We start from the raw sequence: 14,197 nt of genomic DNA, 5'->3' as shown, positions 1-14,197 counted from the left end.
GAGGAAAGAGCCGAAGATCACGATAATGCGGTGTTTCCAGCGGTCGGTGCGCGGGAAGATCCGCAGGTCGCGCAGGTTCGGGCGCGCCCGGCGCGTACCCCCGGCGCAGTACCGCACACCTCCAGGGCTAGCCTCCGTATGTGGACAATTCAGCCCCTGCCGCCGCCACCGCCACCGGTCACCACCGGAGCCGGCCGCGGGTCGGTCACATTCAGTTCCTCAACTGCCTGCCCCTTTACTGGGGCCTCGCCCGCACGGGCACCCTGCTTGATCTTGAGCTCACCAAGGCCACCCCTGACGCGCTCAACGATCAGCTGGTCCGCGGAGACCTCGACATCGCTCCGATCAGCCTCGTCGAGTACCTGCGGCACGCCGACGACCTGGTCGCGCTGCCGGACATCGCCGTGGGCTGCGACGGCCCCGTGATGTCCTGCGTGATCGTCTCCCAGCTGCCGCTGGAGCAGCTGGACCGGGCCCGCGTCGCGCTCGGCTCCGCGTCCCGTACGTCCGTGGAGCTGGCGCGGCTGCTGCTCGCGGAGCGCTACGGGGTCCAGCCGCGCTACTACTCCTGCCCGCCCGACCTCAGCCTGATGATGCAGGAGGCGGACGCGGCGGTGCTCATCGGCGACGCCGCGCTGCGCGCCAATCTGCACTACGCCCCCAAGCTGGGCCTCCAGGTCCATGATCTGGGGCATATGTGGAAGGAGTGGACCGGGCTGCCGTTCGTCTTCGCGGTCTGGGCCGCCCGCCGCGAGTACGTGGCGCGGGAGCCGCGGATCGTACACAAGGTCCACGAGGCGTTCCTCGCCTCGCGCGACCTGTCGTTGGACGAGGTCACCAAGGTCGCCGAGCAGGCCGCGCGCTGGGAGGCGCTGACGGCGCCGGTGCTGGAGCGGTACTTCACCACCCTGGACTTCAGCCTCGGCGAGAAGCAGCTGGCGGGCATCGCGGAGTTCGCCCGCCGCACGGCCCCGGCCCTGGGCTACCCGGCCGACGTCCGGGTGGACCTGCTGCCGCAGGCCGAGCCCGCCTGACAACTGCACGGTCGGCCTGACGACTGCGCAGCCCGCCTGACGACGGGGGGCGGCCCGTCCGGCGAGTGCGGGGCGCCCGTCCGTCGACTGCCGAAGCCGTCCCCCTCAGGCGCCGGTCGCGCCCTAAGCTGGATCGGCGCCAGTCGAGGGGGAGGCAACGCGATGCATCCGCTGCAAGCGGACGATCCGCAGGTCATCGGGGCGTACCGGCTCCTGGGCCGGCTCGGCGCGGGCGGTATGGGCCGCGTGTACGTGGGGCGCACGGCGGGCGGCCGTACGGTCGCCGTGAAGGTCGTGCACCCGCATCTCACGGCGGACGAGGAGTTCCGCGCCCGGTTCCGGCGGGAGGTGGAGGCCGCCCGGCGGGTCGGCGGCGACTGGACCGCGCCGGTCCTGGACGCCGACCCGGAGGCCGCCGTCCCCTGGGTGGCCACCGGCTACGTGGCGGGACCGCCGCTGAGCGAGGCGGTCGGCGACACCGGTCCGCTGCCCGAGCCGTGCGTACGGGCGCTGGCCGCCGGGCTCGCGGAGGCGCTCGCCACCGTGCACGCCCTCGGCCTGGTCCACCGCGACGTCAAACCCTCCAACGTGCTGCTCACGCTGGACGGCCCGCGGCTGATCGACTTCGGCATCGCCCGTGCCGTCGACGGCACGGTGTCCCTCACCTCCACCGGCACCTCGATCGGCTCGCCCGGCTATATGTCGCCCGAGCAGATCCTCGGCCAGCCGGTGCGGGGCAGCGCGGACGTCTTCTCGCTGGGCGCGGTGCTGGCGTACGCGGCGACCGGTGCGGGGCCGTTCCCGGGGGACAGCTCGGCCGCGCTGCTGTACAAGGTGGTCCACGAGGAGGCCCGGCTCGACCCGCGGCTCACCGGAGACCTGCGTGACCTGGTCGCCGCCTGCCTGGCCAAGGAACCGGCCGACCGGCCGACCCCGGAGCAGATCGTCCGCGGGCTCGCGCCGACGGGCGGCGCCGCGGCGCTCGCCGGGCCGGGCTGGCTGCCGGGCCCTTTGGTGGAGCGGGTCAGCCGGCAGGCGGTGGCCCTGCTCGACCTGGAGGCGACGGCCCCGGTGCCGTCTCCTCCACCGCCGTCGTCGGCCGAGGCGCAAGGCCTGGGCCTGGACCAGAGCCGGTCCCCGTCGGCCGGGGTCCCGGGCCGGTCCCCGTCGGTGGGGGTTGCGGGCCAGTCCCCGTCGGTCGAGGCCCTGGGCCAGAGCCAGTCGCCGTCGGTGGGGGTCCCGGGTCTGGGTCAGGTCCCGTCGGTGGGGGTCCCGGGTCTGGGTCAGGTCCCGTCGGCGGGAGTCCCGGGCCTGGGCCAGTCCCCGTCGGCGGGAGTCCCGGGCCTGGGCCAGTCCCCGTCGGCGGGGATCCCGGGTCAGTCTTCGTCGGTAGAGGCACCGGGTCTGGGTCAGGTCCCGTCGGCCGATGCCCCGGGTCAGAGCCAGACCCCGGCTGCCGAGGCTCAGGCCCCGGCAGCCCAGGCCGAGGCCCCGGCGGTCGAGGGGCCGGGCCCGACCCAGCCTGCGGTGGGTCCGCTTCAGGCCCCGGGTCCGGGCTGGACCTCGTCGGCGGCAGGCTCCCTCCACGCCCCGTCGGGCTTGTCGTCGGTCCCGGGACAGGCCCCGCCGTCGGACTCCTCCGACTCGTCGGACTCGTGGGATTCGGTCCCGCCCTCGGCCCCGGCATCACCTTCGTCTTCGGCCCCGCCTTCGGGCCCGGCCTCAGCCCCTGCCCCTGCCCCTGCCCCGGCCGCGGATGCGGATGCGGCCCCCGCGCCGGGGGCGGGGCGACGCTCCGGCCCCGTGCCCGCTGCCGGGCTGCCCTCGGGGCTCATTCCGTTCACCGAGCCGACCGTCGGGGCGGAGGTGGCGTCGCCGGGGACGTTCGGGCCGCCCGATCCCTCGTACGGCGACCGAGGCCCCGGCGCCCCCGCACAGGCACCAGCCGCAGCCCAGGCCGCAGCCCAGGCCCACCCCCACACCCAGGCCGCGGACCATCCCCCGACGCAGCCCAGCGTGCCGCCCTCCTCCGTACCGCCCGGCGCGGCGGCCACCGAGGGGGCGGCTCCCCGCGGCGGCGCGAGCCGCCGTATCGCCGTCTCCGCCGCCATCGGCGGCAAGGACCGGCCGAAGGCGGTGAGCTGCAGCCTGGTGCTGTCCGTCGCGGGCGCGCTCGCCGTCGCCACGACCGGGGCGTTCGTCTTCGGCCTCCTGCCCGGCGGGGGTGAGGACGCGAAGGACCGCAGCGCCAGGCCGCCCCGGGCCAGCGCGGTGCCGTCCACCGGTGGCCCCGACAACGCGGATCAGGACGGCTCGGGGCCGCAGACCCCGGATCCGGGCTACACGGCGCCGGACGGTTCGACCGGCTCGGTGCCGAAGTCGTTCATCGGCACGTGGACGGGCGGCGTCAAGCAGCAGAACGGCACGCCCAACGGGACGATGACCGCGACCATCACCGCAGGGAACCCGGGCGACGTCGTCATCCGCACCCGCTACGAGGTGAAGGTCCAGTCCGTCGGCATCACCTGCCACGCCAAGTCCGAGCTGACGTCGGCCGACGGCAAGCGGATCCAACTCGTGGAGCGCACGGACGACTCCCAGCCGACCAGCGCGCTGTGCACGCACAACACCACCACCACGACCTTCGCGCTCCAGGACGACGGCACCCTGCTGTTCACGTCGCAGGACCCGGACGGCGGCAAGCCGTCGTCCCGCCTGACCAAGGACGGCGCCTGACCAAGGGGCCCGGGGTCCCGCCACGAACGGCCGGAAACGCTGGCGTACGCTGGTCAAGTCCGTCCGTAACCCCTCCGAAAGGGACGACCCGGTGACCGAGAACACAGACCTCCAGTCCGTGCTCGACCGCGCTGCCGCCGGTGGCCGGATCACCCCCGAGGAAGCACTCGACCTGTACCGCGGCGCGCCGCTGCACGCCCTGGGCGCCGCCGCCGACGCGGCCCGCCGCCGCCGGTACGCGGGCACCGAGCACATCGCGACGTACATCATCGAGCGCAACATCAACTACACGAACGTGTGTGTGACGGCGTGCAAGTTCTGCGCCTTCTACGCCCCGCCCAAGGACACCGCCAAGGGCTGGACCCGCGACCTCGACGACATCCTGCGGCGCTGCGCCGAGACCGTGGAACTGGGCGGCACCCAGATCATGTTCCAGGGCGGCCACCACCCGGACTACGGCGTGGAGTACTACGAGAAGCACTTCTCGGCCATCAAGAAGGAGTTCCCGCAGCTGGTCATCCACTCCCTCGGCGCGTCCGAGGTCGAGCACATGGCCCGGATCTCCGGTGTCTCCGCCGAGGAGGCCATCACCCGTATCCACGCCGCGGGCCTGGACTCCTTCGCGGGCGCCGGCGCCGAACTGCTCCCGGCGCGCCCGCGTAAGGCCATCGCCCCGCTCAAGGAGTCCGGCGAGCGCTGGCTGGAGATCATGGAGGCGGCGCACAACCTCGGCGTCGAGTCGACCTCCACCATGCTGATGGGCACCGGCGAGACCAACGCCGAGCGGATCGAGCACATCCGGATGATCCGCGACGTACAGGACCGCACGGGTGGCTTCCGGGCTTTCATCCCGTACACCTACCAGCCGGAGAACAACCACCTGAAGGGCCGCACCCAGGCCACGGTCTTCGAGTACCTGCGCATGATCGCGGTCGCGCGGCTGTTCCTCGACAACGTCGCGCACATCCAGGGCTCCTGGCTGACCGTCGGCAAGGAGGCGGGCCAACTCTCCCTCCACTACGGGGCGGACGACCTCGGCTCGGTGATGCTGGAGGAGAACGTCGTCTCCTCGGCGGGTGCCCGGCACCGGTCCAACCGGCTGGAACTGCTCGACCTCATCCGCAAGGCGGACCGGGTCCCGGCGCAGCGTGCGACGACGTACGAGCACCTGGTGGTGCACGACGACCCGGCGAACGACCCGGTCGACGACAGGGTCGTCTCGCACCTGTCCTCGACGGCCATCGAGGGCGGCACGGCCCACCCGGAACTCAAGCTGATCGGTACGAACTGACGCCGAGCACCGGATGAACCGACGTAGCGGACGAACCGACGTAGCGGCAGCGCCTCGATGCTGACGATCCACACCGCCGACCTGCTCGTGCCCGGCGCCGGGTGTGCGCCGCTGCCCGGCGGGGCGGTCGCCGTCGACGGCGACCGGATCGCGGCGCTCGGCCCGTACGAGGAGGTGGCCGCCGCGTATCCGCGCGCCCGGGTGCGGCGCTGGCCCGGCGTCCTCACCCCCGGGCTGGTCCGTGGCGGGGCGGCGGAGTTCCTGGAGGCCGCGTACCACCCGGACCCGCGGGAGGCCGACGCGCTGGGCACCGAGCCGGTCACCGGCGAGGCCCTGACGGCGCTCGGGATGACCGATGCCCGATGGGGCGAGAGCGCCCGGCGCGGCGTGCAGCGGCTGCTGCGCGGCGGCGTCACGGCGGTGGTCGGCCCGTTCACCCGGCCGGAGACGCGCACGGCGGTGGCGCGGTCCGGTATGGCACTGCTGTCTGAGGCGTCTGAGGCGTCTGAGGCGTCTGAGGCGTCTGAGGGCGCCGCGACCGGGGCGGGGTTCGCGGGGACGCTGGCGCCCGGCGCGCGGGCGGACTTCGCGGTCTTCGACGTCCTGGCGGAGGACGCCACGCCGGTGACCCTGGCGGAGGCGGGGGCGCGGAGCTGCGTGGCGACCGTCCTGGGGGGCCGCCTGCTGCACCGCCGCCGCTGAGGCGTGCCCGCCCCCGGTCTCGCGACAGGGCGGGGTGAGGGAGAGAAGCCCCGGCACCGGGCCCGCGAACCCAAGGGTGAACAATAGGGACGTGACCCGAGCGACTCTGGACAAGCAGCCCCACGAAGTAGCCGCGATGTTCGACGACGTCGCGGCCAAGTACGACCTGGTCAACGACGTGCTCTCGCTGGGACAGGCCCGTCTGTGGCGCAAGGCGGTGGCGCGTTCCCTCGCCGCGCGCGCGGGCGAGCGCGTCCTCGACCTCGCCGCCGGCACGGGCACCTCCTCGCTGCCCTTCATGGAGCACGGCGCCGAGGTAGTCCCCTGCGACTTCTCCTTCGGCATGCTGCGGGAAGGCAAGCGGCGGCACCCGTCGCTGCCGCTGACCGCGGGTGACGCGACCCGGCTGCCGTTCGCGGACGGGGTCTTCGACGCCGTCACGATCTCCTTCGGACTGCGGAACGTCCAGGACACGGACCGGGCGCTGCGCGAGATGCTGCGCGTGACCAAGCCGGGCGGGCGGCTGCTCATCTGCGAGTTCAGCCGTCCGACGTGGGCGCCGTTCCGCACCGTGTACACCGAGTACCTGATGCGCGCGCTGCCGCCCGTCGCGAGGGCCGTGAGCAGCAACCCGGAGGCGTACGTCTACCTCGCCGAGTCGATCCGCGCCTGGCCCGACCAGGCGGGGCTGGCCGCCCGGCTCCAGCAGGCCGGGTGGTCGCGGGTGGCCTGGCGCGACCTCACCGGCGGCGTCGTGGCGATGCACCGGGCGACGAAGACCGGCTGACGCCGGAAGGCAGACCGGCCGACGCCGGACGCGGACCGCTGACGTCGGCGTGCCGTACGCCCCCCATAGACTGCACTTGTCCCGTGCCCGGGGTGCCCGGCACGTCGCAGTCGTAACCGAGTTACCGATACCGAGTCCTCCGGGAGACCTTTCGTGAGCGAGTCCGCATCCGCCGAGAGCGCTTCCGCCGAGTCCCTCGCATCCGAGCGCACCGCCGACGTCATCGTCGTCGGCGCCGGGCCCGCCGGTTCGACGACGGCGTACTACCTCGCCAAGGCCGGTCTCGACGTCCTGCTGCTGGAGAAGACCGCCTTCCCGCGCGAGAAGGTGTGCGGCGACGGCCTCACCCCGCGGGCCACCAAGCAGCTCGTCGCCATGGGCATCGACATCTCCGAAGAGGCGGGCTGGCTGCGGAACAAGGGGCTGCGCATCATCGCGGGCGGCGTCCGGCTCCAGCTCGACTGGCCGGAGCTGGCCTCCTTCCCCGACTACGGCCTGGTCCGCAAGCGCGACGACTTCGACGAGCAGCTGGCGCGGCAGGCGCAGAAGGCCGGGGCCCGGCTGTACGAGCGCTGCAACGTGGGCGAGCCGCTCATCGACGACCGTACGGGCCGGATCACCGGTGTGCGGGCGAAGCTGGGCGAGGACAAGACCCCGGTCACCTTCCACGCCCCGCTCGTGGTGGCGGCCGACGGCAACTCCACGCGGCTGTCGCTGGCCATGGGGCTGCACCGGCGCGAGGACCGCCCGATGGGCGTGGCCGTGCGGACGTACTTCACCTCCCCCCGGCACGACGACGACTACCTGGAGTCCTGGCTGGAGTTGTGGGACCGGCGCGGCCCGCAGCCGCGGCTGCTCCCCGGCTACGGCTGGGTGTTCGGGATGGGCGACGGCACCTCCAACGTGGGGCTGGGCGTGCTCAACACCTCCGCGTCGTTCAAGGAGCTGGACTGGCGCGAGATCCTCAAGGCGTGGTGCGCCTCCATGCCCGAGGAGTGGGGCTACACCCCGGAGAACATGACCGGCCCGATCCGTGGTGCCGCCCTGCCGATGGCCTTCAACCGGCAGCCGCACTACACGCGCGGGCTGCTGCTCGTCGGCGACGCGGGCGGCATGGTCAACCCGTTCAACGGCGAGGGCATCGCGTACGCCATGGAGTCGGGCCAGATCGCGGCGGACGTGATCGTCCAGGCACAGGCCCGTGCCACCCCGGCGCAGCGGGAACTCGCCCTCCAGCGCTACCCGAAGGTCATCAAGGACACCTACGGCGGCTACTACACCCTCGGCCGCGCGTTCGTGAGGCTGATCGGCAACCCGAAGGTCATGAAGCTGGCCACCGAGCGCGGCCTCAGCCATCCGATGCTGATGCGCTTCACCCTCAAGCTGCTGGCGAACCTCACCGATCCGCAGGGCGGCGACGCGATGGACCGCGTCATCAACGGCCTCACGAAGGTGGCGCCGCGCTCGTAGCGTCGGGGCTCGCCGCGTTGGAGCTTGCGGCGTCGGTGCTCGTGATGACCGCGAAGGGCGCTCCGTGCGGATCGGCGAGGTGCGCCATCCGCCCGATGCCCTCCGCGGTCGCGGCGGGTGCCACGACCGTGCCGCCGCGCCGCTGGGCGTCGGCGACGACCGCGTCGCAGTCGGCCACTTCGAAGTAGGGGATCCAGCGCGGGGTACCGGCGGACGCCAGCGGCACGATGCCGCCGAAGGAGGTGTCCCGCCCGCCGCCGCCCCGGAACAGCACGGTGTAGGGCAGGTCGCCCATCGGCATGTCCGTGCTGTCCCAGCCGAAGACGGCGCGGTAGAAGGTCCGGGCGGCCTCCCGGTCGGTGGTGTGCAGTTCGGTCCAGCACAGGGTGCCCGGGTCGTTGACCGCCTCCAGGCCCAGGGTGTCGCCGGGCTCCCAGACGGCGAACTCCGCGCCGCCGGGGTCGGTGAACGCGGCCAGCCGTCCGGCGGTGAAGACCCGCATCGGCGCCACCCGCACCGTGCCGCCCGCCTGCTCGACCGTCGCGGCGGTCGCGTCCGCGTCGGCGGTGTGGAAGTACGGCGTCCAGGCCGGCCTGGCGCCCTCGTCGGCGAGCGGGCCGAGCGCGGCGACCGTCCTGCCGTCCTTGCGCAGGAACCCGTAGCCGCCCGCCTCGGGGCCCGCGGAGTGGAACGTCCAGTCGAAGAGCCCGGTGTAGAAGGCGGCGGCCGCCTCGACGTCGGGGGCGCCGAGATCGAGCCAGTTGGGGCTCCCGGGCGTGTAGTCGGTGGTGAGCATGGGCGCTCGCTCCTTCCGCGGATCGGCGGTGCTTCCGGGTACCCGCTGGCGGCCCGGTGTCACCCGTTCGGCAGCGGTCGCGTGGCGTGGCCGGGACGGCGATAGTGGGAGAGGGGCGTCGCGCGCGTCAGCCGCGGCGACACCGGGACCAGGGCCCTCGGGCCGACTTGCGCCGCCGTGGGCCCGGAGGAGGAAGACCATGACCACCGCCGCGGACATCATGCACCCGGGCGCGCAGTGGATCCCGGCCACGGAGACGCTGGACCGCGCGGCTCAGGTGATGCGGGAGCTGAACGTCGGGGCGCTGCCGATCAGCGACGTCAACCAGCGCATGTGCGGCATCCTCACCGACCGCGACATCGTCGTGGGATGCGTCGCGGCGGGGCATGACCCGGCCACGGTGACGGCGGGCCAGATGGCCAAGGGCACCCCGCGCTGGATCAACGCCAACGCCGACGTCAGCGAGGTGCTGCGGGAGATGGAGACCCATCGCATCCGCCGGCTGCCGGTGATCGAGAACAAGAAGCTGGTCGGGATGATCAGCGAGGCGGACCTGGTACGGCATCTGTCCGCCGAGCAACTCGCCGAGTTCGCCCATGAGGTCTACGCCGCGGGGTAGCGCTCCGCGCCGTGGGACCGTGCCGCAGCCGGACACGGGCCGGGGAACGGCGAGGGCCGCCGCCCCGGGTGGGGACGGCGGCCCTTCGTCGCGTACGGCCGCGCTCACGGCCGCGAGGGGGTACTGGGGGTACTACAGAACGCGCACCGCGCCGGTCGGCATGTCGTAGCTCATGTCGCGCACGACGACGCCGCTGCTCGGGTTCTGGGCGCCGATGAACTTGCCGTCGCCGATGTAGACGGCGACGTGGTAAGCGCTGCCCGAGCCGCCCCAGTAGAGGATGTCGCCGGGCTGCAGGGCGTTCAGCGAGACCTGGGTGCCGACGGTCGACTGGTCCTGCGACACGCGCGGCAGGCTGATGCCGATCTGCTTGAACGCGGTCATGGTCAGACCGGAGCAGTCGTACGCGGACGGGCCGGTCGCGCCGGACACGTACGCCTTGCCCACCTGCGCCTGGAGGAAGTTCAGCACCGTGGCGACGCTGCCGGTCGCGGTGGAGGAGGACGGCACCGAGGGGGAGCCGGTGGAGGGGGAGGAGAGCGAGGTGCGCTCGGAGGAGCGGGAGGCGCGCTCCTGCGCGGCCTTCTCCTTGGCGCGCCGCTCGGCTGCCTTTCGGGCTTCCTCGGCCTTGGCCTTCCGTACGGCCTCGGCGTGCGCCTTCTTGGCGGCGCTGCGGGCCTTGTCGGCGGCGTCGTCCTGCTGCGCCTGCAGCTCGTAGCCGAACGCGGCTTCCTCGGTGGCGGCGGCGGTCTGTGCGGCGGTGCTCGCCAGCGCGTCGCTGACGGTCGGCATCTCCAGCGTCGACTCGGCGGCGGCCGGCTCGGTCGCGTTGGCCTGCACCGAGGTGCCCGCCACCGCGAGGGTGAGGATGCCACCGGTCACCCCGGCGCGGAGTGCGCGCGTCGAGGACGCGGCACGGCGGGGCTTCCGGTGGCTGGGTATGTGTGCGATCGGGGACATGAGTACACGGCTATCAGGGCGCGAAGGTTGAGATCAACAAACGTGGCGTGCGCCACATTTGGCATGTACGCGGCCGAAAATCCCCCTCTCGGGGTCTGGCCGAGCCAGTGCCCGCCGTGTCCGAAATTCTCGATCATGTGCATACGCATGGCTTTTGGCGCCCCGAACGCACTCCGTGGCCGCCTATCACCATCCGGTGTGCGGCGCCAAGGTTTCGCCTGAAATCGAGATCGACAAGTAGTGGGAGCGTGGGATACCTCACGCCGCCGGGCCACCTGCCGGAATGCCCCTCAGGGTCCCGGGTGGCCCCCCGCGGGCTCGCGCTCCGGTTCACGAGCGGGTGATCAAGGCTCCGTCCCCTGCCTGGGTGGCGTCTCAATATCAGTTGACGGTGTCCATCGCGAATTTGCGTGTACCAGTCATTCCTTGATATGGCCAGACCCCTCTGACCAGGGATTCCGATGCGAAATGTCACCTCTCGCGATCACTCGGACACTTCACGTAGAAAGCTTGGCGCTCATCCGACTTCATGATCCTTCGTCAGGTGGTGGAGATCACAAAGACGTTCCCGTACCCCGTGTCGCAGATCACAGACCGGCGGGCATAGGATGCAGGCGAATCGGGCTTGTGAACTGCCTCACATAAACACGATCTTCGTGTGGTGGTGCGCTCGCCCGGCGGTCCGCCCCCGCCGCGGCGGGGACCCCACAGTCAGCGTCGACGAAGGGAGCGAGGACGGTGAACGCATACGCGCCCATCCTCGTACTGGGAGCCCTCGGGGCAGGCTTTGCGATCTTCTCCGTCTTCATGGGGTCGATCATCGGCCCCAGGCGGTACAACCGGGCCAGGCTCGACGCATACGAATGCGGTATCGAGCCGACCCCGCAGCCGGCCGGCGGTGGTCGCTTCCCGATCAAGTACTACCTGACGGCGATGCTCTTCATCGTCTTCGACATCGAGATCGTCTTCCTCTACCCCTGGGCCGTCACCTTCGACGCGCTGGGGCTGTTCGGACTCGTCGAGATGCTCCTCTTCGTGCTCACCGTCTTCGTCGCCTACGCCTACGTCTGGCGCCGCGGCGGCCTGGAGTGGGACTAGAGGGCGCCCGCCCACACGGATCTCAAGGGAGTGAGAGGGCACATCGCATGGGAATCGAAGAGAAGCTGCCGAGCGGATTCCTGCTCACGACGGTCGAGCGCACGGCGGGCCTGGCGCGGAAGTCCTCCGTCTTCGGCGCGACCTTCGGCCTCGCTTGCTGCGCTATCGAGATGATGGCCACCGGCGCCGGGCGCTACGACCTCGCCCGCTGGGGCATGGAGGTGTTCCGCGCCTCGCCACGCCAGGCCGACCTGATGATCGTGGCCGGCCGGGTCAGCCAGAAGATGGCCCCGGTGCTGCGCCAGGTCTACGACCAGATGCCGAACCCCAAGTGGGTGATCTCGATGGGCGTGTGCGCCTCGTCCGGCGGCATGTTCAACAACTACGCGATCGTGCAGGGCGTCGACCACATCGTCCCCGTCGACATCTACCTGCCCGGTTGCCCGCCGCGGCCCGAGATGCTCCTCGACGCCATCCTCAAGCTGCACGAGAAGATCCGCACCGAGAAGCTCGGCGTCAACCGCGAGCAGGCGGCCCGCGAGGCGGAGGAAGCGGCGCTCAAGGCGCTCCCGACGATCGAGATGAAGGGGCTGCTGCGGTGAGCGACTCCAACGGCGCCAACCCCCAGGGCAACGGCGTGAACCCCGAGAAGGACCTCAACGCCCAGAACCTGCCCGGTCAGCGCGGTGACCACGGCGAGGCGATCCGCGTTCAGCGGGGCATGTTCGGCGCGAACAACGGCGGCGACACCTCCGGCTACGGCGGCCTGGTGCGGTCCGTCCGGCTGCCGGGGGCCGCCACCCGCCCGTACGGGGGATGGTTCGACGAGGTCGCCGACGAGCTCGAAGGCGCCCTCGACGAACAGGGGCTGGTGCCGTCGAACGCCATCGAGAAGACCGTCGTGGACCGCGGCGAACTCACCTTCCACATCGCCCGCGAACACCTGCCGCGCGTCGCCCGCACTCTCCGCGACGACCCCGCCCTGCGCTTCGAGCTGTGCACCGGCGTGAGCGGGGTCCACTACCCCGGCGACAAGGGCCGCGAGCTGCACGCCGTCTACCACCTGCGCTCGATCACCCACAACCGGCTGATCCGGCTGGAGGTGACCGCGCCTGACAGCGACCCGCACATCCCGTCGATCGTCGACGTCTATCCGACCAACGACTGGCACGAGCGCGAGACCTACGACTTCTTCGGCCTGGTCTTCGACGGCCACCCGGCGCTCACCCGGATCATGATGCCCGACGACTGGCAGGGCCACCCGCAGCGCAAGGACTACCCACTCGGCGGCATCCCCGTCGAGTACAAGGGCGCCGAGATCCCGGCTCCCGACCAGCGGAGGTCGTACAGCTGATGTCCAACGCCACCCACGCAACGCCGCCGGCCTCCTCGCGCGAGACCACCGAGGGCACCGTCTACACCGTCACCGGCGGGGACTGGGACGAGGTCGCCGACGCCGCGGCCAAGGCCGACGACGAGCGGATCATCGTCAACATGGGGCCGCAGCACCCGTCCACCCACGGGGTGCTCCGGCTCGTCCTGGAGATCGACGGCGAGACCGTCACCGAGGCCCGCTGCGGCATCGGCTATCTGCACACCGGCATCGAGAAGAACCTCGAGTACCGGACCTGGACCCAGGGCAGCACCTTCGTCACGCGCATGGACTATCTGACGCCCTTCCACAACGAGGTGGGGTACTGCCTGGGCGTGGAGCGGCTGCTCGGTATCGAGGACCAGGTTCCCGAGCGCGCCACGATCATCCGGGTGCTCCTGATGGAGCTGAACCGGATCTCCTCCCACCTGGTCTACGCGGCCACGGGCGGCATGGAGCTCGGGGCGATCACCGTGATGTTCACCGGCTTCCGCGACCGCGAGGCGATCCTCGACCTGTTCGAGCTGATCACCGGCCTGCGGATGAACCACGCGTACGTCCGGCCCGGCGGCCTCGCCCAGGACCTGCCGCCGGGCGCGGTCGACCAGGTGCGCGCCTTCGTGAAGCAGATGCGCAAGAACCTCCCCGAGTACGACAAGCTCGCCACCGGCAACCCCATCTTCAAGGCCCGCCTGCAGGGGACCGGCTACCTGGACCTCGCCGGCTGCATGGCGCTCGGCATCACCGGCCCGATACTGCGCTCCACCGGTCTCCCGCACGACCTGCGCAAGTCGCAGCCGTACTGCGGTTACGAGACCTACGACTTCGACGTCCCCACCGCCGACACCTGCGACTCCTACGGGCGCTTCGTGATCCGCGTGGAGGAGATGCGCCAGTCGCTGCGGATCATCGAGCAGTGCCTGGACCGGCTGCGGCCCGGCCCGGTGATGGTCGCGGACAAGAAGATCGCCTGGCCCGCGCAGCTCGCCCTGGGGCCCGACGGGCTCGGCAACTCCCTCGACCACATCAAGAAGATCATGGGCACCTCGATGGAGGCCCTGATCCACCACTTCAAGCTCGTGACCGAGGGCTTCCGGGTCCCGCCGGGCCAGGTGTACACGGCGATCGAGTCGCCCAGGGGCGAACTGGGCGTGCATGTGGTCAGCGACGGCGGCACCCGCCCGTACCGGGTGCACTTCCGCGACCCGTCCTTCACCAACCTGCAGTCCATGGCGGCGATGTGCGAGGGCGGCCAGGTCGCCGACGTCATCGTCGCGGTGGCGTCCATCGACCCCGTGATGGGAGGCGTCGACCGGTGACAGAAGTGAGCCT

General features: G+C 71.7%; 13 protein-coding genes. 11 read left to right on the top strand and 2 right to left on the bottom strand.

The genetic code is table 11. The features are described 5' to 3' along the window. Window positions 1-140 precede the first annotated feature (140 nt). The 6 genes from ACQUSR_RS13675 to ACQUSR_RS13650 all read left to right on the top strand — a co-directional run bounded on the left by ACQUSR_RS13675 (window position 141) and on the right by ACQUSR_RS13650 (window position 8,020). Window positions 141-1,034: a menaquinone biosynthetic enzyme MqnA/MqnD family protein gene (locus ACQUSR_RS13675; RefSeq protein ID WP_431042840.1), complete on the top strand. Its 894-nt coding sequence runs from the start codon at window positions 141-143 to the stop codon at window positions 1,032-1,034. 162 nt (window positions 1,035-1,196) lie between these two features. Then, window positions 1,197-3,770, top strand: coding sequence for a serine/threonine-protein kinase (locus ACQUSR_RS13670; RefSeq protein WP_431042839.1), 2,574 nt, complete (start codon window positions 1,197-1,199; stop codon window positions 3,768-3,770). 91 nt (window positions 3,771-3,861) lie between these two features. Further along, entirely contained in the window at window positions 3,862-5,061 is a 1,200-nt protein-coding gene (mqnC, locus tag ACQUSR_RS13665) for a cyclic dehypoxanthinyl futalosine synthase (RefSeq protein WP_431042838.1), read from the top strand. A gap of 57 nt (window positions 5,062-5,118) precedes the next feature. Beyond that, window positions 5,119-5,763 carry an imidazolonepropionase-like domain-containing protein gene (locus ACQUSR_RS13660; protein WP_431042837.1) on the top strand — a complete coding sequence of 215 codons (645 nt, stop codon included), beginning with the start codon at window positions 5,119-5,121 and terminating at the stop codon, window positions 5,761-5,763. Between the two features lie 91 nt (window positions 5,764-5,854). Beyond that, entirely contained in the window at window positions 5,855-6,550 is a 696-nt protein-coding gene (locus tag ACQUSR_RS13655; RefSeq protein ID WP_431042836.1) for a demethylmenaquinone methyltransferase, read from the top strand. 153 nt (window positions 6,551-6,703) lie between these two features. After that, the gene (locus tag ACQUSR_RS13650) at window positions 6,704-8,020 is read left to right on the top strand and encodes a geranylgeranyl reductase family protein (protein ID WP_431042835.1); all 1,317 of its coding nucleotides are present in this window, start codon (window positions 6,704-6,706) and stop codon (window positions 8,018-8,020) included. Here the strand turns inward: ACQUSR_RS13650 and ACQUSR_RS13645 are convergent. Further along, entirely contained in the window at window positions 7,995-8,816 is an 822-nt protein-coding gene (locus tag ACQUSR_RS13645; protein ID WP_431042834.1) for a VOC family protein, read from the bottom strand. The genes ACQUSR_RS13650 and ACQUSR_RS13645 overlap by 26 nt on opposite strands. A gap of 199 nt (window positions 8,817-9,015) precedes the next feature. Here ACQUSR_RS13645 and ACQUSR_RS13640 point away from each other — a divergent pair, with 199 nt between their 5' ends. After that, window positions 9,016-9,435 carry a CBS domain-containing protein gene (locus ACQUSR_RS13640; RefSeq protein WP_431042833.1) on the top strand — a complete coding sequence of 140 codons (420 nt, stop codon included), beginning with the start codon at window positions 9,016-9,018 and terminating at the stop codon, window positions 9,433-9,435. Window positions 9,436-9,567: 132 nt separating this feature from the next. On the opposite strand, the gene ACQUSR_RS13635 is transcribed toward ACQUSR_RS13640, so the two are convergent. Continuing rightward, window positions 9,568-10,395 (bottom strand): C40 family peptidase, encoded by an 828-nt coding sequence (locus ACQUSR_RS13635; RefSeq protein ID WP_431042832.1) that lies wholly within the window; start codon window positions 10,393-10,395, stop codon window positions 9,568-9,570. Between the two features lie 738 nt (window positions 10,396-11,133). On the opposite strand from ACQUSR_RS13635, the gene ACQUSR_RS13630 reads away from it, so the two are divergent. From ACQUSR_RS13630 to ACQUSR_RS13615, 4 genes are read left to right on the top strand one after another with little or no spacing between them, the layout of a single operon-like run. Further along, complete coding sequence (locus ACQUSR_RS13630; RefSeq protein ID WP_431042831.1) at window positions 11,134-11,493, top strand: NADH-quinone oxidoreductase subunit A; 360 nt, start codon at window positions 11,134-11,136, stop codon at window positions 11,491-11,493. A 47-nt stretch (window positions 11,494-11,540) separates the two neighbouring features. Continuing rightward, entirely contained in the window at window positions 11,541-12,095 is a 555-nt protein-coding gene (locus ACQUSR_RS13625) for a NuoB/complex I 20 kDa subunit family protein (RefSeq protein ID WP_304463304.1), read from the top strand. Then, window positions 12,092-12,847, top strand: coding sequence for an NADH-quinone oxidoreductase subunit C (locus tag ACQUSR_RS13620; RefSeq protein WP_431042830.1), 756 nt, complete (start codon window positions 12,092-12,094; stop codon window positions 12,845-12,847). Before ACQUSR_RS13625 ends, ACQUSR_RS13620 begins: the two co-directional genes overlap by 4 nt. Continuing rightward, on the top strand, window positions 12,847-14,184 hold the full coding sequence (locus ACQUSR_RS13615; RefSeq protein ID WP_431042829.1) for an NADH-quinone oxidoreductase subunit D: 1,338 nt from the start codon (window positions 12,847-12,849) through the stop codon (window positions 14,182-14,184). Before ACQUSR_RS13620 ends, ACQUSR_RS13615 begins: the two co-directional genes overlap by 1 nt. Window positions 14,185-14,197 lie beyond the last annotated feature (13 nt).

Origin of the sequence: Streptomyces sp. P1-3, from assembly GCF_050613155.1 — a bacterium.
Taxonomy (GTDB): domain Bacteria; phylum Actinomycetota; class Actinomycetes; order Streptomycetales; family Streptomycetaceae; genus Streptomyces.
This window is presented reverse-complemented; position numbering and strand designations above follow the sequence as displayed.

Bases quoted from the DNA above. Each gene is read 5' to 3' on its own strand.
- ACQUSR_RS13670 (WP_431042839.1), top strand. From the start codon at position 1,197: ATGCATCCGCTGCAAGCGGACGATCCGCAGGTCATCGGGGCGTACCGG.
- ACQUSR_RS13660 (WP_431042837.1), top strand. From the start codon at position 5,119: ATGCTGACGATCCACACCGCCGACCTGCTCGTGCCCGGCGCCGGGTGT.
- ACQUSR_RS13645 (WP_431042834.1), bottom strand. From the start codon at position 8,816: ATGCTCACCACCGACTACACGCCCGGGAGCCCCAACTGGCTCGATCTC.
- ACQUSR_RS13640 (WP_431042833.1), top strand. From the start codon at position 9,016: ATGACCACCGCCGCGGACATCATGCACCCGGGCGCGCAGTGGATCCCG.
- ACQUSR_RS13635 (WP_431042832.1), bottom strand. From the start codon at position 10,395: ATGTCCCCGATCGCACACATACCCAGCCACCGGAAGCCCCGCCGTGCC.
- ACQUSR_RS13625 (WP_304463304.1), top strand. From the start codon at position 11,541: ATGGGAATCGAAGAGAAGCTGCCGAGCGGATTCCTGCTCACGACGGTC.
- ACQUSR_RS13615 (WP_431042829.1), top strand. From the start codon at position 12,847: ATGTCCAACGCCACCCACGCAACGCCGCCGGCCTCCTCGCGCGAGACC.